This window comes from Ornithinimicrobium tianjinense, from assembly GCF_014636495.1.
GTDB lineage: Bacteria > Actinomycetota > Actinomycetes > Actinomycetales > Dermatophilaceae > Ornithinicoccus > Ornithinicoccus tianjinensis.
This window is the reverse complement of record NZ_BMEM01000003.1, coordinates 159,650-180,333: the sequence shown is the minus strand read 5'-3', so window position 1 is coordinate 180,333 and position 20,684 is coordinate 159,650. Positions and strand designations below refer to the sequence as shown.

Here is a 20,684-nt window from a genome sequence, read left to right as displayed (position 1 = left end):
GACGAACGGGCTGTCCCAGGTGCCGGTGACGTTCTTGGCCACCCCCGCGTCCGGCATCGAGAGCCGGCTGACCCCGAGCAGGGCCCTCGGCGTGAGCCAGGAGATCGGCCGGTCCCCGGGAGAGCGCCGAGAAGGGCGAGGGCTGCGGCATACAGCAAGATCTTGTGACGCCCGATGGGCAGAACTATCGGTGTGCAGTTCTGTCGTGACACATTCATCGTCCTGACGATGCTTGTGACACCACAGAACTGCACACGCATGGTGAAGTCGCCCGAGAGGGAGGTGCGGGACGGCAGGGAGCGGCTCAGGGGGCAGGCTGTCTAGCCCTGGTCGGTGCCTGGCGTCGGGTCCTCGGACGGCGGTGTGGTCTCGGCCACCGTGGCGTAGCGAGGGCGTACCCCGCCGGCGAAGCCGGGCATCTCGACCTGGCCGAGGTCGCGCTCCTCGTAGCCCAGGCCGATGGCGTCGGCCCACTGGCGGTAGGTGACCAGCACCGGGTCGGCCGTGAGCGCGGCGTGCAGCCGGTCCGGGTCACCGATGGCGGTGACGGTGAACGGCGGGGAGTAGACCCGCCCCTGGAGGTAGAGGGTGTTGCCGACGCACTGGACGGCGCTGGTGGAGACGATGCGCTGGTCCATGACCATGACGGCCTCGGCGCCGCCGGCCCACATGGCGTTGACCACGGCCTGCACGTCCTGCTGGTGGACGACGACGTCGTCGACGGAGTAGCCCTCCGGGAGGGTGTCCAGGCTGTAGCCCGCGTCGTCGAGGGTCACCTGGACCCCCGTCCCGCTGACCGGGGCCAGCCCGACCATCGGCGCCATGCTGTCGGCCTTGCCGCCGATCGCCTCCGCACGGCCGCTGCCCCCTTGCGCCTGCAGCTGCTCCACCTCGGCGCGCAGCTCGTCGGCGGTGACGCTGAGCTGGCGCACCTGGTCGCCGCGCGCGGTGATGAGGCTGGGCAGGTCGCTCGCCCCGCTGGACTGGGAGGCCGTGCGGGCGAGCGCGGCGCTGGTCCCGAAGAGCAGGCCGGCCGTCAGGCAGACGACCGTCACCCCCGCGGTCCCCGCCCAGGGTCGGCGACGCCCGGTGGGCGTCGAGGGGCCGGGGCTGGGTGCGGTGCTCATCGGGACCAGCGTATCCGCGTATCCTGACCGCACCGATCCGTCACCGAAGGAGGCCGTCGTGCCCGAGTCCCGCGGCCGAGAGGGCGCCAGGCAGCGCGCCCGTCGCACCAGCGAGCTGTCCCAGCCGACCCAGAAGATCCAGTCCAACCCCGGCTGGTTCGTGCCCGTGATGTGCGCGCTGATGGTGGTGGGGGTGCTGTGGGTGGCGACCTTCTACATCACCGGCGGCGAGTGGCCGATCGCCTCGATCCGCTACTGGAACCTCGGCATCGGGATGGGGCTCATCATGGCCGGCTTCGGCATGGCCACCCAGTGGCGGTAGTTGTCCAAAGGTTGTCCCCACACTGGGGATAATCACACCCGTGTAACTCGGGTCTGTGGATAACTCGGCTCAGGCGAACGCCGCCGGCCCCATGACCTGGACCAGCCGCAGCACCGAGAGCCCGACGAGCACGAGGGCGACCAGACCCAGCGCCGGCCAGATCAGCCGGCGTCGACGCGCAGCCTCTGCCGTGCGCCCTGGTGAGCTGGCCAGCCAGAGCAGCCCTCCGACGACCGCCCCAGTGACCGCGCCGCCGACGTGCGCCTGCCAGGCGATACCGCCGACGAAGAAGGGCAGCGCGAGGTTGATGCCGATCATCACGAGCAGGCTGGTCGGGACGTGCCCGCGCCGCAGGAGCAGCACGACATACAGCAGCAGGAGCCCGAAGATCGCGCCCGAGGCGCCCACCACGTGGGTGAACCAGCCGGGGCGCGGGGCGGCCAGCAGCAGGACGCCCAGCGAGCCACCGATCGCGCACAGCAGATAGGTCACGAGGAACTTCGCCGCTCCCAGCGTGCGCTCGAGGACGGGTCCGAACGACCACAGGATGTACATGTTGAACAGGATGTGCAGCAGGCTGCTCGGGGAGTGGACGAAGGCGGTGGTGACGAACCGCCACGGCTCGCTGCCGGCGAGGACGCCGACGAAGGAGAGTCGCTCCGTCAGCCCGGGCACCGTCCACTGGCCCAGGTAGACCGCGACGCAGAGGCCGACCAGGGTGTAGGTGACGTACGGGGTGCCCGTCGTCGCCGGGGCGCCGAAACGGGTGCGCGGGGTGGGGGCGTTCCTGGCCCCCTCGCGGACGCAGTCGACGCACTGGACACCGACGGCTGCGGGACGCTGGCAGTCAGGACACACCGGTCGGTCGCAGCGCTGGCAACGGATGTAGGAGACGCGGTCCGGGTGCCGGGGGCAGGTCGGCTGCCCGGCCCCCTCCCCGCCGCCGACCGGGGCCGGGGGCGGGGACGAGGGAGGTGTGGTGCTCACGCGGTGGGTCGGGTGCGTCAGCGCTCGACGGAGACGCGCTCGATGACGACCGGCTCGACCGGCTTGTCGTTGCGGCCGGTCTTGACAGCGGCGATCGCGTCGACGACGTCCCGCGACGCCTGGTCGGCGACCTCGCCGAAGATCGTGTGCTTGCCCTGCAGCCAGGTGGTCGCGTCGACGGTGATGAAGAACTGCGAGCCGTTGGTGCCCCTGCCCATGCGCTTGCCGGCGTTGGCCATCGCGAGCATGTAGGGCTGGGTGAAGTTCTTGTCGGGGCTGATCTCGTCGTCGAACATGTAGCCCGGGCCGCCGATGCCCTCGCCCAGGGGGCAGCCGCCCTGGATCATGAAGCCGGGGATGACCCGGTGGAAGGTGAGGCCGTCGTAGAAGGGCTCGGGGTTGGTGCGCCCCGCGTCGTCCTTGTAGTCCTTCTCCCCGGTCGCGAGGCCCACGAAGTTGGCCACGGTCTTGGGGGCGGCGTGCTCGAACAGCACGAGGTTGATGTCGCCGTGGTTGGTGTGCAGCGTGACGTTCATGGGGGCAAGTCTCGCACGCGGCACCGTCGGGCCCGCTGGCCTAACCCGCACGGGCAGGGCAGGATGGAGCCAGACCCCAACGAGAAGGAGGGACGTCAGTGTCCTGGTTCTTCAAGACCGATGCCGAGCGCGCCAGCGCCCAGGTTGGGAAGGCCCGCGGTGACGCAGCGGAGGCCGGCTCCAACGCCGCCAGCGGTGCCCGGCACCTCGGCGCCGCCGTGGTGGCCACGCTCGCCGAGGCCACCGCCCCGGCGGACGACACCAGCGCTCGCAAGCAGGCGCGCAAGACCCGCGCCAAGGCCCTCAAGGCTGCCGCTCACGACCGCGCCGCCGCAGGCAAGGCGGCCGCGAAGGCCACCGAGCACGGCCGCGCCGCCGCGCAGCACGGGCGCAAGGCCCTCGACGCCCGCTCCGCCGAGGCCGGCGGGGCCGTGGCCGCCCTCGCGGGCACCGCCGGGGCCGCGGCGAGCGTCGGCGCGCACCGGGCGGCCGAGGCCGCCCGTGAGCAGGGCGCACACGCGGCCGAGGTGCTGCGCGAGCGCTCCGCCCAGGCGGCCAGGACCGTCAAGGAGCGGTCCGGCCCGATGGGCGAGGTGGCGGCCGAGAAGGCGGGTGTCGGCGCAGCCGTGCTGGCCGCCCTCGCCGCCGCAGCCCGTGAGAAGGCGGCCGAGACCCGCAACCGCGCCGTCTCCGGCGTAGACCACGGGATCGACGCCGCCGTGCCGCGCGCCCAGGAGGGTGTCGCCGCAATGGCGCCGAAGGTCGACCACCTGCGTGACCTCATCAACGACGAGCTGCTGCCCAAGCTGCAGACGATGATCGGCGACGTCCAGACCGGCAAGGACCGCGTGCTGGCCAAGGACGAGGGCGCCATCGCAGCGCTCACCGGAGCCCCCAAGGCCGGTCGCCGTCGCAAGGGTGGCGCGCTCATCACCCTCGGCCTCCTCGCGGCCGCGGGCGCCGGTGTCGCCTGGTATCTCGGGCAGCAGCAGCGCCAGCAGGCCGCCGACCCCTGGGCCAGCACGAACGACCGCGACCCGTGGGCGAGCCACGGCCCGGTGGGCAGCGACGAGGCGACGGAGGCGACCGTGCCGACCGAGACCCCCGTGGCGACCGAGCCCCCCGTGGCGACCGAGTCCCCCGTGGCGGCCGTGGACACCGCGCCTGAGCCCGTAGCCGACACCGAGAGCACGGCCACCGGGCCGGTCCGGATGCTCGAGCCGGAGGAGATCGACGAGCTGGGGTCGGAGACCCCCCTCCCGGCCGAGGAGCAGCTGCCCGCGGACGAGGGCGAGCTGCGGCCCGACGACAAGGCGTGATCCCGCACGAGGCGCCCCGACCCACCCGGTCGGGGCGCCTCGCGCGTCCCACCCGTTTCGGCGACACACCGACGCGACGCGGCGTTCCTGCACGTCAGCGCCCCTAGGCTGGCCGACGAGCAAGCCTGAGGAGGTGCGTCGTGTCGGTTCCCGCACGGGCCTTCCGCGACCCTGCCCCCGACGAGCGGGACCTCGACGCGCCCAGCCTGCCGACGGCATACCGGCAGGACCTGCTCGAGGAGAAGGCCCCGACACCCGCACCGCCACCACGCACGGGCGGTCGGCGCGGCGGTCGCGGACCCACCGGCGTCGACCCCCGACCGGGGGCCATCCCTGGTCTGGACGGGCTGCGCGCCATCGCGGTCGCCGCGGTCCTCGTGTTCCACCTGGTCCCGCCCGCGCTGCCGGGCGGCTTCCTCGGCGTCGACGTCTTCTTCGTCGTCAGCGGTTTCCTCATCACCACCCTGCTCCTGCGCGAGCTCGCCCAGCGCGGCCGGATCGACCTGCCGTCGTTCTGGCGGCGCAGGGCGCGGCGGCTGCTGCCGCCGCTGCTCCTCGTCGTGGTCGTCAGCGTCTCGGCCGCGCGGATCGTCGGCGGCGACCTGCTCGTCGGCATCGGACGGCAGGTGCTGGGGGCACTCACCTTCAGCACCAACTGGCTCGAGCTCGCGGCCGACCAGAGTTACTTCCGCTCCACCTCACCGATCCTCTTCGTCAACTTCTGGTCGCTGGCGGTGGAGGAGCAGTTCTACCTGCTCTGGCCACTCACCCTGGTGATCGTGCTCGCGCTGACCCGCACCACCCGGCAGCGCGTGATCGGCGTCGCGGGGGTGGGCGTCGCGAGCGCCGTGGCGATGGCGGTCCTGGCGGACCCCTCGGGCGACTCCACCCGTGCCTACTACGGCACCGACACGCACCTCATGGGCCTGATGGCCGGCGCCGCCCTGGCCCTGGCCTGGGCCGACCCGCGGCACCGGGCGGGGCTGCGCTCCCGGGCCTGGCGGCGCTGGAGGGGGTATGCCGTGCTCGGCGCCCTCGCGGTCCTCGTGGGGCTCATGCGCTGGATGGGCGAGACGAGCCCGCTGACCTTCCGCGGGGGGATCCTGCTCGCCTCCCTGGCGACCGTCGTACTGGTCGCGGGGCTGCTCGAGGCCGACGGACCGTGGCGGCGGCTGATGCAGCTGCGGCCGTTGCGGTGGCTCGGCGAGCGGTCCTACGCCATCTACCTGTGGCACTGGCCGGCCATCGTCATCCTGGCCGACGTGTTCCCCTCCGCCCCCGGCACGGTCCGCTCGGCCGTCGTCCTCGGGGCGGCCCTGACGACCAGTCTCGTCCTCGCGGAGCTGTCGTTCTGGCTGGTCGAGCGTCCCGTGCGTCGCCACGGCGTCCGCCGCTCGCTGGGGGCGCTGGTGCGGTGGCTGGCCACCCCGTGGTCGGTCCGGCGCGGGCCCCGCATCGTCGGCGCCACCCTGGCGCTGATGCTCCTCGCGACGGTGGTCGCGGTCGCCACCGCCCCCGAGAAGTCCGCGACGCAGCAGGCCATCGAGGCCAGCGAGGCACGGCTCGGCGCCGACGCCTCCGACGCCACTGAGTCCACGCCCCCGACCGGCGCGGACGCTGCCGTCACGGCCAGCGCGCTGGGCGGGACGCTCGGGACCGCGGAGGAGGGGGCGCCGACGGCGGAGCAGAAGGGCTCGTCGGAGAAGAAGGGCTCGTCGGAAAAGGGCTCGGAGAAGAAGAGCGCGAAGACGCCGACCGACGGCGCGAGCGCCCCCTCGGCGTGGGCATCCGACAGCCAGGGCCTGCTCGTGCCCGACGGCGACACGATCACGGCCATCGGCGACTCTCTGGTGGTCACCAGCGCCGACGGGCTGGCCTACCGCTTCCCGGGCATCACCTTCCTCGCGCGGTCCAACCGCCAGTGGCCCGACGCGGGGCCGGTGATCGAGGCCGGGCTCGCCGACGGGTCGATCCGCGACAACGTGGTCCTGCACTTCGGCACCAACGCCGGCGTGGACGGCAAGGCCCTGCGCGCCGCCCTCACCGCGCTCGGCCCCGACCGGCACGTCGTCGTCATGAACATCTACGTCCGCGCCACCTTCACCGAGTCCTCCAACGCCACCATCGAGAAGGTGGTCGCCGACTTCCCAAACGCGGTCGTCGGCGACTGGAACGCCACCATCGGCCGGCAGCCGGAGGCGCTCCAGACCGACCAGGTGCACCCGGACCTGGACGGCATGCACGTGTATGCCGACGTGGTGGCCCGCGCGTTCGACTCGTTGGCCCGACGCGACGGCTGATCTGTGGCAGGCTCAGACCCGTGAACATCGTCTTCGTCGAGCCCCACTTCCCGCGGAACCAGCGCGAGTTCCCCAGGGCCCTCGCCTCGGTCGGAGCCAATGTCATCGGCATCGGCGAGACCCCCTGGGAGTACCTGGACGACCAGCTCAAGAGCTGGATGGTCCACTACGAGCAGGTCGGCTCGGTCACCGACCGGCACCAGATGACCGAGGCGGTGCGTCGCGTCCAGCGCATGGTCTGGGTCGACCGCCTCGAGTCCACCATCGAGGCCCACCAGATGGTGGCGGCGCAGGTCCGGGAGGAGCTCGGCATACCGGGCACCTCCGTGCGGACCACCTGGCTGTGCCGCGACAAGCCCTCGATGAAGGAGGCGCTGCGCGCGGCCGGCGTGCCCACGGCCGCCTCCACCGGCGCCGACACGGCCGAGAAGGTGTGGGAGTTCGCCCGGCAGGTCGGCTACCCGCTCATCCTCAAGCCGCGCGACGCCGCGGGCGCCGCCGGCACCCAGCGCGTGGACGACGACACCCAGCTCAAGGCGGCGCTGGACGGCATGGGTGACTACCGGTCGATCGCCGTAGAGGAGTTCATCGAGGGGCACGAGGGCTTCTACGACACGATCTCGATCGACGGACACATCGCGGTCGACTTCGCCTCCCACTACTTCCCCGGCGTCCTGGAGGCGATGCGCACCCGCTGGATCTCGCCGCAGTTCATCGCCACCAACCGCATCGACGGCGGTGGCCTCTACGACGAGATCCGCGAGATGGGCGAGCGCGTCAACCGCGCCCTGGGCATCGAGACCTCCGCCACGCACATGGAGTGGTTCTTCGGACCCAAGGGCCTGAAGTTCAGCGAGATCGGCTGCCGACCCCCGGGCGTGGGGTGCTGGGACCTCTACTGCGCCGCCAACGACATGGACGTGTATGCCGCGTGGGCCGAGGCCATCGTGCACGGCCGGGTGAGCCAGCGCCCCTCGCGCAGCCACTCCGCCGGCATCATCGCGCTGCGCCCGGACCGGGACGGCCAGATCACCGGCTACACCGGGCTGGAGGACGTCGAGAACCGTTACGGCCGCTGGATCATCGACGCGCACATCCCCGCCCAGGGGACGCCCACCCAGCCGGTCGAGGCCGGCTTCATGGCCAACGCCTGGGTCCGGATGAAGCACCCGGACTACGACCAGCTGCACGCGATGCTCGACGAAGTCGGACGGACCGTCCAGGTCCATGCCGGCTGAGCCGTCCACCGATCCCGGGGCCGGCCACCGCATCACCCTCCTCGGGCCGCAGCGCAAGCCCCGGCTGCGCAGCGTCGTCCGCGGGCTCGGGCTCACGGGCGGCCACTTCGCCACGATCACGGCGGGGTGGCGCGACCGCGAGGCCGAGGACGAGATCCTCGTGGCCGAGCTCGGGGGACGCACGACCAACCTTGGCCTGTGGAGCCTGATGCAGCAGGTGTGGGAGATCGACCCCGAGCTCGAGGCGGCCGACCGTGAGCGCCGCGCGGTGCTCGGGGAGATGCAGGAGCTCTACCTCATCGGTCTGGAGCAGGCCGCCGACGGCCTGCGCCGGCTCGTCGCCCAGCCGGCCCGGCACCCCGAGGTGCAGGAACTCGCGATCCGTGACGCCGTGGAGATCATGCGGCGGATGGACGCCCGGCACCTGTCCCGGGTCGACGACGTGCACCGGGAGTTCTACGCCACCTACCGCCCGCAGGACCGCGACCACATCGTCAACGCCCGTTTCGCCGTGGGCCGTGCCCTCGCCGGCACCGATGCCGTGGTCATGCCCGGTGGGCACGTGGGCGTGCTGCTCGGGGCCCTCCACCTCTTCAACCTCGCTCCTGCCCTGGCCAGCCCGGTGCTCTCGGAGGACGGCGAGACGCTGCTGCGCGCCGAGCTGCACCGGCCGATCATCGCCTGGGGCGCGGGCGCGATGGCGCTGACCGAGCGCGTGCTGCTCTTCTTCGACGACTCCGCGCTGCGCGCCGGTGTCTCCGAGATGCTCATGAAGGGCCTGGGCCTGACCCGCGACGTCGTCGCGCTCCCCTCGCCGCGGGCGCGCCTGGACCTCAAGGACACGGTCCGGATGGGTCGGCTCGCCGCCCGGGTGGCCCCGGCCCAGCCGCTGCTCCTCGACGAGCGCGCCGAGGTGACGCTCGACGCCGACGGCCGCCTGCCCGCCGGGGCCCCGGTGGTCGGACCGGACGGGACCCCGACCATCCACCGACGGGAGGTGGGGGAGTGAGCCTGCCCACGCCATACCCCATGCCTCCCCGGCACAAGGGCAAGCTGGCGATCAACGTCCTCCGCGGCCGCACCCCGCTGGACGACGCCACCGTCCGCACCTTCCTCGCCGGGCGCGCGGTCCCGATCGTCGAGGGTCCCCGGTGCACCTTCCTCTACCGGGGAGACGTGGACGCCGTGGCGATCCGCCACCGCATCGTCAACCAGCCACAGCACGTGCCGCTCAAGCGGCTGGAGGTCGTCGACGGGCCGCCGCTGTGGTACGTCACGATCGAGCTGCCCGCCCACTCGCGGGTGGAGTACCAGGTCGAGGTCCGCGTCGGCGCCGCCGTCGAGACCTTCAACGACCCCCTCAACACCCACGTCGCGCACTCCCCGGTCGGCTCCTCCAGCGTGCTGCAGGCCGCGGGCTACGAGACGCCGCCGTGGGTGCTGCCACAGGAGGACACCCGGCCCGGCGACCTGATGCCGCTGCGGCTGCAGTCCAAGGCGCTGCGGCGGATGACGCACAGCCAGGTCTACCTGCCCGCGCGCTTCCGGCGGAGCAGCCACTACCCGCTGCTCATCGTGCACGACGGCAACGACTACATCACCTACGCGGCGATGAAGACGGTCCTGGACAACCTCATCCACTCCATCGACATGGCCGAGACCATCGTCGTCTTCTCCAACCCCGGCGACCGGCTGCGGGAGTACCCCAACCACGCGCCGCACGCCCGGCACATCGCGCACGAGCTGGTCCCCGCGATCGAGGAGCAGCTGCCGGTGATCCGACGGGCGGACGCGCGCTGCCTCATGGGCGCCAGCTTCGGGGCGGTCGCCTCGCTGTCGACGGCCTTCCGCAACCCCGAGATGTTCGGCAACCTCTTCCTGCAGTCGGGCTCGTTCGTCTTCACCGACATCGGCTCCGACCACGGCGGCGGGCCGGCGTTCGACCCGGTCGTGACGTTCATGAACGCCTACCGCGCCCGGCCGCGGAAGGTCGCGGACCGGATGTTCATCACCTGCGGGGTCTACGAGCCGCTCATCGTGCCCAACCGGTCGATGGTGCCGGTCTTCGAGTCGACCGGCGCCACCGTGCGCTATGTCGAGTCCCGCGACGGGCACTCGTGGGAGAACTGGCGCGACCGGCTGCGCGACGGGCTGTCCTGGGTGTTCCCGGGGCCGCAGAAGTTTGTCTACGAGTAATCCGATAATCCTATAGATCTACCGAGGAGCACGCCATGACCGTCACCTACCTGCTCGTCGACGGCGAGAACATCGACGCGACGCTCGGCACCTCCATCCTCGGGCGACGCCCCACGCCGGAGGAGCGCCCGCGGTGGGACCGGCTGCTCAGCTTCGCTCGCGACACCTGGGGCCAGCCGGCCAACGGCCTGTTCTTCCTCAACGCCTCCAACGGGCTGCCGATGACCTTCGTCCAGGCCCTCCGGGCGCTGGGCTACACGCCGGTGCCGCTGTCGGGCACCGAGGACCAGAAGGTCGTCGACATCGCGATCCAGCGCACCCTGGACGCGATCGCGGACCGCGACGACGACGTCATGCTGGTCAGCCACGACGGCGACTTCCTCGAGTCGGTCGAGGGGCTGCTCGACGGCGAGCGCCGGGTCGGGCTGATCGCGTTCGACGAGTTCCGCAACACCGGCTTCACCCCGCTGAAGCACCGGGGCCTGCAGTTCTTCGACCTCGAGCACGACACGCACGCCTTCAACAGCACGCTGCCGCGCCTGCGGATCATCCCGATCGAGGACTTCGACCCGGCGCAGTTCCTCTGACCGACCGCCACTCGCGTGACGGATGTGACTGTTGTGGCTAGAGTGTTCGGGTCCGTCGTCCCCCACCGGTCCTTCGGTATGCCGTCCCGGACCGGGTCTCGGAGCGCAGCATGCCCCACCCAGCCCTCGGCCTCCCCCTGGTCGCCGCCGTCGTCGCCGCGCTCGTGTCGACACCCGTTGCCACGGCGTCGTCGACGGACGCGCCACCATCGGCGCCCGACGTGCTGCCGCCCTCGGCCCGCGTGCAGCTGCTCGAGCGAACCCCTGACCACGTCCGCACCCGGCTCGCCCTGAAGCCCACCCGCGCCGACGCCCTGACGGGTTCCCTCACGCTCGAGGACGGCGTGACCGTGGTGGGCGTGAGGTGGGAGGCCGACGGCGACGGCGTCGACGACGCAGCGGCCACCCCGTCGGTCCGCACCCGCACGCCCGGCGGCACGTGGTCGGACTGGGAGCCCATGGCAGCGGTCGAGACGGGCGAGGACGTCGCCACGGAGGGGACGCTGGTCGTCGGGGCGGCCGAGGTCCAGGTGAGGCTGGCGGGCGACGCACCTGCGGCCACGCTGGAGACCTGGACCAGCTATCCGACCCCGCAGGACGCGGAGCAGGCGGTGAGCCTGCCCACCGACGGCCCGCTCGTCGTCGGCACCCGTCACGACTGGGGAGCCGACGAGTCCCTCCGCGGCACCGACCCCGAGAGCCTCATCGCCGAGACGCCGAAGCTCGGCGTCACCATCCACCACACGGCCGGGAGCAACAGCTACACCCGCGACGAGGTGCCGGCCGTGCTGCGGTCGATCTACGGCTACCACGCGCAGACCCTGGGCTGGGGCGACATCGGCTACGGGCTGCTCGTCGACCGGTTCGGCCAGGCGTGGGAGGGGCGGGCCGGCGGCATCGAGAAGAACATCCAGCTCGCCCACGCCCTGGGGATGAACCGCGACTGGCACGGCATCTCCGTCATCGGTGACTACGACGCCGTCGCGGTCCCCGAGGCCACTCTCAGCACCGTCGCCGAGCTCACGGCGATGACCCTCGAGGTCCACGGCGCCGACGCGCAGGGCGAGGTGGAGTACGCCAACCGCACCCTCGGCTGGACGCGCAGGATGCCGGTCGTCCACGGCCACCAGGACGTCATGGCCACGCTGTGCCCCGGGATGCACCTCTACGACCTGCTGCCGCAGATCCGCACGCTCGCGGCCGACCTCCAGGCGCAGGGACTCACCGCGACGCAGCGGGTCGGCGGGGAGCACCGGTATGCCGTCGCTGCCCACCTGGCGCAGGAAGCCTTCCTCTCCGGCACGGGCACGGCATACCTCGCCTCGGGGGAGAGCCTGCCGGACGCGCTCGGCGTCGGTCCGGTGGCGGCCGCGGCGGACGACGCGGTCCTGCTGACCAAGCATGACGTCGTGCCGCAGGCGACGCTCGATGCGCTCGCGCGGCTCGACGTGCAGGAGGTGGTGCTCGTGGGCGGTGAGCTCGCCGTCGGTGAGGCCGTCGTGGAGCAGCTCACGGGGCTCGGGTATGCCGTGCGCCGGGTGAGCGGGCCCGACCGCTACAGCACCGCCGCCACGCTGGCGACGCAGGGACAGGAGAGCGGCGGGACGGTGTACCTCGCCGAGGGGCAGCTGCTCACCGATGCCCTCGGCGGGGCGGCGGCCGCGGCCGAGGCCGACGGGACGATGCTGCTCACCCGGCCCGACGGGCTGCCCCGGGTCACCGCCGAGGCGCTGCGGACGCTGTCGCCCGCGCGGGTGGTCGTCCTCGGTCAGGAGGGCGCGGTCAGCGAGGCGGTCACGCAGCAGCTGGAGACGGTCCTGCCTGGCGTAGCCGTGGAGCGCGTGGGCGGTGCTGACCGCTACGCCACGAGCGCGCTGGTGGCCGGCGACGCCTTCGAGAGCGCGGACAGCGCGGTCGTCGCCTCCGGCACCGCGCCGGCGGACGCGCTCGCAGGAACGCAGCTCGCCGCGAGGCACGACGGACCCGTGCTGCTGTCCAAGCAGGCCTGCCGTCCCCGGTCGGTGGCCGCGGCCTATGACGCGCTGGGGATCACCGTGTCCCGGCTGGCTGGCGGTTCGACGGTGCTGGACTGGACGGCCGGCTCGACGACCTGCTGAGCTCGCGGGCCGTTCGTCGGCTAGACGCCGACCTGCTGGACCGCGGTCCTGATGGAGTGCGCGCTGCGGTGGAGGAGCTCGAGCTCGTCGGCCGACATCGGCACGACGAGCCGTTCCAGAGCACCTCCGGCCCCCACGACCGTTGGCACGGACAGGCACACGTCCCGCAGGCCGTAGTCGCCGTCGAGCAGCGTCGAGACCGGGAGCACGCGGCGCTCGTCGCGCAGGACCGACTCCACGATCTGGCAGCAGGCCAGCGCGACCGCATAGTTGGTGGCGCCCTTGCCAGCGATGATCCGGTAGGCGGCGTGGACCACGTCGTCGGTGATCTCCGCGAGGGCCTGGCCGTCAAGGGCGCCGCCGTGCGTGCGCGACCACTCGCGAAGAGGGACGCCACCGACGCTGGCCGAGCTCCACAGCGGGAACTCGGTGTCGCCGTGCTCGCCGACGACGTAGGCGTGGACGTTCTGCACGGCCACGCCTATCCGGCTGGCGACCGCGTGCCGCAGCCGGGAGGAGTCGAGCACCGTGCCGGACCCGAACAGCTGCTGCGGTGGCAGACCGGTGAGGCGCAACGCGGCGGTGGTGACGACGTCGACCGGATTGGTCACCATGACGTAGGTGGCGTCCGGCGCCACCTCGACCAGGCGGGGCATGATGCTGCGCATGAGGCCGACGGTGCTGGCGGCCAGGTCCATCCGGCTCTGCCCCGGCTTCTGCTTCGCCCCGGCCGTGACCACCACGACCCGCGCACCACGGCAGATCTCGACGTCGTCGCTGCCCTCCACCGATCCCATGGGCGTGAAGGACAGCCCGTGGCTGATGTCGAGCACCTCGGCCTCAAGCTTGGCGCTGTCGATGTCGTGCAGGACGACGCGACGCACGCTCCCGCGCACGAGAGCGGCGTAGGCGATGGTCGCTCCCACGGAGCCCGCCCCGACGACAGCGACGTCCGGGCGGGCAGGGGCATGAAGTTCGGTCATGAGGGTAGTGTGGCGGATCGACGTGACAGAGGCCCTCCCCGCAAAGCGGGAAGGGCCTCTGACCTGGGTGGAGGCGAGGGGACTCGAACCCCTAACCCCCTGCTTGCAAAGCAGGTGCGCTACCAATTGCGCCACGCCCCCGTGAGTGCTCGGTCGTGGACCGGGCGGTCTTCAGTTGTCGCTCAGCCGGGGCAGCTCACTGCCCGGGCGGGGTGACGTCGTCCGTCGCCTCGGCCCACAGATCGCGCTCGGCCTGAGTGTCCTGCATCTTCTTCAGCGCCGCCAGGCCGGCGGCCGCCGCGGCGAGGAGGAGGAATCGCTTCATGCTGTCTCCCTGGGTCGGTTGACGTCATCGCGGAAGGTTCAGGGTGGGCCTAACAGGACTTGAACCTGTGACCTCTTCCTTATCAGGGAAGCGCTCTAACCGACTGAGCTATAGGCCCGTGCACGTGTGTGAGCACGCGAAGATCGAGGATACTGCACGCCTGCCGCGCCGCCAAAATCGACATCACGGGTACTGCCCCGGCCGCCTCTCTCCCGTCCACTGCGGCCCACGGAGCTGGAAGCTCTGACCGCGCTCGGCCATCCACCGCGGCTCACCGCCCAACCGCACGACGGCGGCCGTCGCGGGAAACCTCGCGCCGGCCCGGGTGCGTGGCAGCGCCTCTGCGGCTCTCACGTCCCCCGCCAGAGGTATGCCGTCAGCGTCCACCACGCGCAGTGCGTAACCAGCGCTGCGCAGCAGGGAGACGACGGTGCCGAGCTTGAGCTGCGCCGGGGAGGACTCGGCCCGCGCGAACTGCCCCGGGGGCACGTCCAGCTGCGCTGCGGCTGCCCGCTGCGACATCTGGTGCTCCCTCCGCCAGCGTCGGAGAGCGAGCGGGATCAGCTCCTCGACGTCCTCCGCAGCGCCGACGGCCATCACAGCCTCGGCATGGGTGGCGAAGACACGTCCCGCCCCGGCCACGACCGGTCTGGACGGGCCTTCGCGTCGCTGCTCCACTGCGTAGGTGCTCGCCATCACGCCATAACGGGGCCACGCAGGCGTGCCCTCGGGCGTGGGCTCGGACGTGGGCTGCTCGCTCGCTGGATCCGCTGTCTTCACACGCAGAGCCTGCCTGGGATCTCACAGACGTGCCGACGCCACGTGGGTGCCTGTGGACAACCTGTGGAGCCGCCGCCCGGCTGGGGACGAAAGGATTGCGCTGACTACGGATCTGCGTCCTGTGGGGATGCAGATCCGTAGGGGTCACCGGTCATGGGTGTGGGTCAGGGTCACCGGGACGCGGCGGCCGAGACCGACTCCCCGTGCCGCCTACTCGTCCGACAGCGTGATCTGCGCGCCCCCGACGAGCGCGGCACAGATGTTGTAGAGGAACGCCGTCAGGGTCGCGAGGGCCGTCAGCAGGAAGACGTTGAGGACGCCCACGACGGCGGCCAGGGAGATGACCCGCCCGATGCCGAGGTAGTCCATGAGGTCGAACGAAGGTCCTCCGGACTCGCCGCTCGTGACCTGGACGAAGAAGTCGCTGATGGTGGAGAAGACGTTCATCCCCGACAGCACGGTCCACAGCACGGCGACCATCACGACGCCGGCGATCCCGAGCGCGACCGAGACGAGGAAGCTGATCTTCAGCACCGACCAGGGGTCGATCCGCTGGGCGGTGAGCCGGACCCGGCGCGGACCGCCGCGTCGGGGCGTCGAACGCGGCGCCGCAGCACCGGTGCGGGCCGTGCCCCCGGGTGCGCCGGATCGGAAGGACTGGCCCGACTGGCCCGATCGTCCCGCGGTGGCTCCGGCCGCCGACCCGGCGGCCAGCCCGGCCGTGGCCGTGCGCAGCGCCCGCGCCTTCCGGGCCGCGAGGTCGCGGCCCTGGGCGGTCCGGGCCATGGCGCCGTCCCGCATCTTCGCGGCCGCGGAGGCGGCGTCGCTGGCAGTCACCCGGGCGTGGACCTGGGTCTCGTCTCCGGAGGTCGAGGCACCGAACTGGTTACCCGTGGTGCTCATTCATCGTCTCCCGTGGCGGACTCGTGCTCGTCACCGGCCAGGACGTCCCCGGACGGTTCCTCCGACGGTACTACGACAGCCTCGGCCTCGTCGGTGGCCTCGGGGTTGCGCGCCACGGCCACGATCGAGTCGTTCTTGCCCGGCGTCGCGAACTTCACGCCCTGCGTGTCGCGGCCGGTGACCCGCACGCCGTTCTCCCCGCCGACCCGGGAGCGCACCACGTTGCCACGCTCCATGACCACGAGCACCTCGTCGCTCTCGTCGACGAGGAGCGCCCCGACGACCCGGCCGGCCTTCTCGGTGGCCTTGGCGACCTTGATGCCCAGACCGCCCCGACCCTGCACGCGGTAGGCGTCCACGGGGGTCCGCTTCGCCATACCCGTCTCGAAGACGACGAAGACGAAGGGATCCGTCCCGGCCCGGACCACGGCCATGCCGAGCAGCTGGTCGTCGTCGCGGAACTTCATGCCGGTCACGCCCGAGGTCGCCCGGCCCATGGGCCGCAGCGCCTCGTCGGTGGCGTGGAAGCGCACCGACTGACCGTCGCGCGAGACCAGCAGCACGTCGTCCTCGGCCGAGGCGAGGGCCGCGCCGACGACCTCGTCGCCCTCCCGCAGGTTGATCGCGATCAGACCCCGCGAGAGCTTGGTGTCGTAGTCGGTCAGGCGGGTCTTCTTGACCAGTCCGTTGCGGGTCGCGAGCACGAGGTATGGCGCCTGCTCGTAGTTCTCGATCGTCAGGACCTCACGGATCCGCTCCTCCGGCTGGAAGGCCATCAGGTTGGCCACGTGCTGGCCCTTGCCGGTCGGACCACCCTCGGGGAACTCGTAGGCCTTGGCCCGGTAGACGCGTCCCTCGTTGGTGAAGAAGAGCATCCACTGATGGGTGTTGGTGACGAAGAAGTGCTCGACCACATCGTCGGCCCGCAGCGCTGCCCCCTTGCGACCCTTCCCGCCGCGGTTCTGCGCGCGGTACTCCCGCACCGGGGTGCGCTTGACGTAGCCCCCTCGGGTGATCGTGACGACCACGTCCTCCTCCGGGATGAGGTCCTCCATCGACATGTCGCCGTCGAAGGGCACGATCTTCGTGCGCCGTTCGTCGCCGTACTTGGCGACGATCTCGGCGAGCTCCTCGGAGACGATCTGCCGCTGACGCTCCGGGGAGGCCAGGATCGCCTGGTACTCCTCGATCATCGCCTGCAGCTCGTCGTGCCGCTGCTGGATCTCCTGACGCTCCAGGGCCGCGAGGCGGCGCAGCTGCAGGTCGAGGATGGCGCGCGCCTGGACGTCGTCGATGTCCAGCAGCGCCATCAGGGCCGAGCGGGCCTCCTCGGCGCTGGGGCTGCGGCGGATGAGCGCGATGACCTCGTCGAGCTGGTCCAGGGCCTTGAGGTAGCCCCGGTAGACGTGGATCCGCTCCTCCGCGTCCCGCAGGCGGTAGCGGGTCCGCCGGACGATGACCTCGATCTGGTGGTCCACCCAGTGCCGGATGAACGCCGAGACCGGCAGGGTGCGCGGCACGCCGTCGACCAGCGCCAGCATGTTGGCGCCGAAGTTCTGCTGCAGCTGCGTGTGCTTGTAGAGGTTGTTGAGCACGACCTTGGCGACCGCGTCGCGCTTGAGCACGATGACCAGCCGCTGGCCCGTGCGACCGGAGGTCTCGTCACGCAGGTCGGCGATGCCGGTGATGCGGCCGTCCTTGACCAGCTCGGCGATCTTGCGGGCCAGGCTGTCGGGGTTGACCTGGTAGGGCAGCTCGGTGGCCACGAGGCAGGTGCGGCCCTGGATCTCCTCGACCTCGACGACCGCGCGCATGACGATCGAGCCGCGACCGGTGCGGTAGGCCTCCTCGATGCCCTTGCGCCCCATGACGAGGGCGCCGGTCGGGAAGTCCGGGCCGGGGATGAGCTCGATGAGCTTCTCGAGCAGCTCCTCGCGGCTGACCTCGGGGTTCTCCAGGAGGAACTGCGCCCCGGCCGCGACCTCGCGCAGGTTGTGCGGCGGGATCTGGGTCGCCATCCCGACCGCGATGCCGGCCGAGCCGTTGACCAGCAGGTTGGGGAAGCGGGCCGGCAGGACCGAGGGCTCCTTGTTGCGCCCGTCGTAGTTGTCGACCATGTCGACGGTGTCCTCGCGGATGTCGCGCACCATCTCCATGGCCAGCGTCGCCATCCGCGCCTCGGTGTACCGCGGCGCCGCCGCCCCCTCGTCGCCCGGGGTGCCGAAGTTGCCCTGCCCCTGGATGAGCGGGTAGCGCATCGACCAGGGCTGCACCAGGCGCACCATCGCGTCGTAGATCGCCGAGTCACCGTGCGGGTGGTAGTTACCCATCACGTCGCCGACGACGCGGGCGCACTTGGAGAAGCCGCGGTCGGGCCGGTAGCCGCCGTCGTACATCGCGTAGAGCACGCGGCGGTGCACCGGCTTGAGGCCGTCCCGCACGTCGGGCAGCGCGCGCGCCACGATCACGCTCATGGCGTACTCGATGTAGCTGCGCTGCATCTCGGCGTTGAGGTCGACGATCTCGACCTTGTCGCTCTCGCCGGGGGACCTGTCCACCGGCGCCGTCGTGGGGTCGCTCACGGGCAGGTCCGGGGTCTCGTCGTCAGCCACAGTTCACCTTGGTCTTCGCGTTTTCGGGGTATGTCGATGTGCCGGCCGGGTGCGTCCGTCGCCGGTGTCAGATGTCGAGGAAGCGGACGTCGCGCGCGTTGCGCTGGATGAAGCCGCGCCGGGACTCGACGTCCTCGCCCATGAGGATGGAGAAGATCTCGTCGGCCGCCGCCGCGTCGTCCAGGGACACCTGGAGCAGCACCCGGGTCTCCGGGTCCATCGTCGTCTCCCACAGCTCCTGGGCGTTCATCTCGCCCAGGCCCTTGTAGCGCTGCACGCCGGAGTCCTTGGGCAGGCGCCAGCCACGCGCCATACCCTGCTGGACCAGGCCGTCACGCTCCCGGTCGGAGAAGGCGAACTCGTGGTCGGCGTTGGTCCACTTGATCCGGTAGAGCGGCGGCTGCGCGAGGTAGACGTAGCCGGCCTCGATGAGCGGACGCATGAACCGGAAGAGCAGCGTGAGCAGCAGCGTCCGGATGTGCTGACCGTCGACGTCGGCATCGGCCATGAGCACGATCTTGTGGTAGCGGGCCTTGGCGAGGTCGAACTCCTCGCCGATCCCGGTGCCGAAGGCGCTGATCAGGGCCTGCACCTCGAGGTTGGCGAGGACCTTGTCGATCCGGGCCTTCTCGACGTTGAGGATCTTGCCGCGGATGGGCAGGATCGCCTGGTGGTGCGGGTCGCGGCCGGAGACGGCCGAGCCGCCGGCCGAGTCACCTTCGACGATGAAGACCTCGGACTTGGCGGGGTCCTTGCTCTGGCAGTCCTTGAGCTTGCCGGGCAGGCCGCCGGACTCCAGCAGCCCCTTGCGGCGCGTCGCGTCGCGGGCCTTGCGGGCGGCGATGCGGGCGTGGGCGGCCTGGACGGCCTTGCCGACGATCTCCTTGCCCTCGCGCGGGTGCGCCTCGAGCCAGTGACCGAACTGGTCGGTCATCGCCGACTGCACGAAGCCCTTGACCTCGGAGTTGCCCAGCTTGGTCTTGGTCTGCCCCTCGAACTGCGGCTCGCCGAGCTTGACCGAGATGACCGCGGTCAGACCCTCGCGGATGTCGTCGCCGGTGAGGTTGCCGTCCTTCTCCTTGAGCAGCTTCTGCTCGCGGGCGAAGTCGTTGACGAGGCGGGTCAGCGCCGCACGGAAGCCCTCCTCGTGCGTGCCGCCCTCGTGGGTGTTGACCGCGTTGGCGTAGGTGTGGACCGACTCGGTGTAGGCGCTCGTCCACTGCATGGCGACCTCGAGGGAGAGCATCCGGTCGTCGTCGCGCGTCTCGAAGGCGATGACGTCCTCGTGCACCGGCTCGGAGCGCTTGCTCTTGTTGAGGTGCGTGACGTAGTCGAGCAGGCCGTTGTCGTAGCGGAAGGTGACGCTGCGCGGATTGCCGGCCGCGGGCTCGGCCCCGGCGCCCGGCTCCTCACTCTCGGTGGCGCTCGCCGCCTCGTCGGAGGTGCGGGGCTCCTCGACGTCCTCGTTCTCGTCGCCGAAGTCGGCGATCGCGTCGACCGGCGCGGCCTCACGAGGGCGCTCGTCGGTCAGCGAGATCGTCAGGCCCTTGTTGAGGAAGGCGGTCTGCTGGAAGCGGGCGCGGACCGTGTCGTAGTCGAAGAGGACGGTCTCGAAGATGTCCTGGCTCGGCCAGAACGTGATGGTCGTGCCGGTCTGGCGCTCCTCCTCGGTGGCGGCGTCGCGCTCGGCGAGCGGGGCCTGGGGGACGCCCAGGTGGTAGGTCTGCGTGAAGACCTTGCCCCGCTGGCGCACCTCGACGTCCAGGCGCTCGGACAGCGCGTTGACGACGGAGGAGCCGACGCCGTGCAGGCCGCCGGACACCTTGTAGCCGCCACCGCCGAACTTTCCGCCCGCGTGCAGCTGGGTCAGCACGAGCTCGACGGCCGGCTTCTTCTCGACCGGGTGGATGTCCGTGGGGATGCCGCGGCCGTCGTCGCGCACGCGCACGGCGCCGTCGGGAAGGATCGTGACGTCGATCCGCGTGGCGTAGCCGGCGAGCGCCTCGTCGACGGAGTTGTCGACGATCTCCCAGATCAGGTGGTGCAGGCCACGCTCACCCGTGGACCCGATGTACATACCGGGTCGCTTGCGCACCGCCTCGAGCCCCTCGAGGACCTGGATCGCCGACGCGTCGTAGGCCGGCGCGGTCGCCAGCGAACCGGGGTCCCCTTCCTCCGGGGTGGCCCCGGGCAGCTCCGGCATGGCAGGCTCGTGGGGGAGGGTCGGACCGCTCGTCGGCACGCGTCACTCCTAGCGTCGGGGAAGGCGGAGGTGGCCGGGAGGCAACCTTGTCCATACTACGTGGCGGCCACGGAGAAGCTCGCATCGACGTGCCGAATCCGGCCCGTGGA

General features: G+C 71.6%; 17 protein-coding genes and 2 tRNA genes. 8 read left to right on the top strand and 11 right to left on the bottom strand.

The annotated features are described in order from the left end of the window. Positions 1 to 320: 320 nt before the first annotated feature. The gene (locus tag IEV65_RS10620) at positions 321 to 1,127 is read right to left on the bottom strand and encodes a DUF881 domain-containing protein (RefSeq protein ID WP_188430588.1); all 807 of its coding nucleotides are present in this window, start codon (positions 1,125 to 1,127) and stop codon (positions 321 to 323) included. Between the two features lie 58 nt (positions 1,128 to 1,185). Between IEV65_RS10620 and IEV65_RS10615 the strand changes: the two genes are divergently transcribed. Next, positions 1,186 to 1,449, top strand: coding sequence for a cell division protein CrgA (locus IEV65_RS10615; RefSeq protein WP_188430586.1), 264 nt, complete (start codon positions 1,186 to 1,188; stop codon positions 1,447 to 1,449). 69 nt (positions 1,450 to 1,518) lie between these two features. Here IEV65_RS10615 and IEV65_RS10610 read toward each other — a convergent pair whose 3' ends face one another. Together IEV65_RS10610 and IEV65_RS10605 are read right to left on the bottom strand one after the other, a co-directional pair. Further along, complete coding sequence (locus IEV65_RS10610) at positions 1,519 to 2,436, bottom strand: rhomboid family intramembrane serine protease (RefSeq protein WP_188430584.1); 918 nt, start codon at positions 2,434 to 2,436, stop codon at positions 1,519 to 1,521. A gap of 17 nt (positions 2,437 to 2,453) precedes the next feature. Next, entirely contained in the window at positions 2,454 to 2,972 is a 519-nt protein-coding gene (locus IEV65_RS10605; protein ID WP_188430582.1) for a peptidylprolyl isomerase, read from the bottom strand. Positions 2,973 to 3,070: 98 nt separating this feature from the next. Here IEV65_RS10605 and IEV65_RS10600 point away from each other — a divergent pair, with 98 nt between their 5' ends. The 7 genes from IEV65_RS10600 (at position 3,071) to IEV65_RS10570 (ending at position 12,729) form a co-directional block, all read left to right on the top strand. After that, the gene (locus tag IEV65_RS10600; protein ID WP_188430580.1) at positions 3,071 to 4,291 is read left to right on the top strand and encodes a hypothetical protein; all 1,221 of its coding nucleotides are present in this window, start codon (positions 3,071 to 3,073) and stop codon (positions 4,289 to 4,291) included. Positions 4,292 to 4,431: 140 nt separating this feature from the next. Further along, positions 4,432 to 6,591: an acyltransferase family protein gene (locus IEV65_RS10595; protein ID WP_188430578.1), complete on the top strand. Its 2,160-nt coding sequence runs from the start codon at positions 4,432 to 4,434 to the stop codon at positions 6,589 to 6,591. A 20-nt stretch (positions 6,592 to 6,611) separates the two neighbouring features. Then, positions 6,612 to 7,829, top strand: coding sequence for an ATP-grasp domain-containing protein (locus IEV65_RS10590; RefSeq protein ID WP_188430576.1), 1,218 nt, complete (start codon positions 6,612 to 6,614; stop codon positions 7,827 to 7,829). After that, the gene (locus IEV65_RS10585) at positions 7,819 to 8,838 is read left to right on the top strand and encodes a hypothetical protein (protein ID WP_188430575.1); all 1,020 of its coding nucleotides are present in this window, start codon (positions 7,819 to 7,821) and stop codon (positions 8,836 to 8,838) included. Before IEV65_RS10590 ends, IEV65_RS10585 begins: the two co-directional genes overlap by 11 nt. After that, positions 8,835 to 10,025, top strand: a complete 1,191-nt coding sequence (locus tag IEV65_RS10580; protein ID WP_229735180.1) for an alpha/beta hydrolase — start codon at positions 8,835 to 8,837, stop codon at positions 10,023 to 10,025. The genes IEV65_RS10585 and IEV65_RS10580 overlap by 4 nt, the downstream gene beginning before the upstream one ends. A 35-nt stretch (positions 10,026 to 10,060) precedes the next feature. Next, positions 10,061 to 10,612, top strand: a complete 552-nt coding sequence (locus tag IEV65_RS10575; protein ID WP_188430573.1) for an NYN domain-containing protein — start codon at positions 10,061 to 10,063, stop codon at positions 10,610 to 10,612. Positions 10,613 to 10,722: 110 nt separating this feature from the next. After that, positions 10,723 to 12,729: a cell wall-binding repeat-containing protein gene (locus IEV65_RS10570; protein ID WP_188430571.1), complete on the top strand. Its 2,007-nt coding sequence runs from the start codon at positions 10,723 to 10,725 to the stop codon at positions 12,727 to 12,729. A gap of 20 nt (positions 12,730 to 12,749) precedes the next feature. Here IEV65_RS10570 and IEV65_RS10565 read toward each other — a convergent pair whose 3' ends face one another. The 8 genes from IEV65_RS10565 to gyrB all read right to left on the bottom strand — a co-directional run bounded on the left by IEV65_RS10565 (position 12,750) and on the right by gyrB (position 20,535). Next, positions 12,750 to 13,712 carry an L-lactate dehydrogenase gene (locus tag IEV65_RS10565; RefSeq protein ID WP_188430569.1) on the bottom strand — a complete coding sequence of 321 codons (963 nt, stop codon included), beginning with the start codon at positions 13,710 to 13,712 and terminating at the stop codon, positions 12,750 to 12,752. A 68-nt stretch (positions 13,713 to 13,780) separates the two neighbouring features. Continuing rightward, a tRNA-Ala gene (locus IEV65_RS10560) sits at positions 13,781 to 13,853 on the bottom strand. A 55-nt stretch (positions 13,854 to 13,908) separates the two neighbouring features. Continuing rightward, on the bottom strand, positions 13,909 to 14,037 hold the full coding sequence (locus tag IEV65_RS15695) for a DLW-39 family protein (protein ID WP_229735179.1): 129 nt from the start codon (positions 14,035 to 14,037) through the stop codon (positions 13,909 to 13,911). Positions 14,038 to 14,081: 44 nt separating this feature from the next. Next, positions 14,082 to 14,155: transfer RNA gene (locus IEV65_RS10555), tRNA-Ile, on the bottom strand. 65 nt (positions 14,156 to 14,220) lie between these two features. After that, positions 14,221 to 14,817 (bottom strand): helix-turn-helix domain-containing protein, encoded by a 597-nt coding sequence (locus tag IEV65_RS10550; protein ID WP_188430567.1) that lies wholly within the window; start codon positions 14,815 to 14,817, stop codon positions 14,221 to 14,223. A gap of 210 nt (positions 14,818 to 15,027) precedes the next feature. Beyond that, a complete protein-coding gene (locus IEV65_RS10545) occupies positions 15,028 to 15,720 on the bottom strand; it encodes a DUF3566 domain-containing protein (protein ID WP_229735178.1) in 693 nt (230 codons plus the stop codon). Further along, complete coding sequence (gyrA, locus tag IEV65_RS10540) at positions 15,717 to 18,332, bottom strand: DNA gyrase subunit A (protein WP_188430565.1); 2,616 nt, start codon at positions 18,330 to 18,332, stop codon at positions 15,717 to 15,719. Before gyrA ends, IEV65_RS10545 begins: the two co-directional genes overlap by 4 nt. A 67-nt stretch (positions 18,333 to 18,399) precedes the next feature. Next, entirely contained in the window at positions 18,400 to 20,535 is a 2,136-nt protein-coding gene (gene gyrB / locus IEV65_RS10535) for a DNA topoisomerase (ATP-hydrolyzing) subunit B (protein WP_188430563.1), read from the bottom strand. Positions 20,536 to 20,684 lie beyond the last annotated feature (149 nt).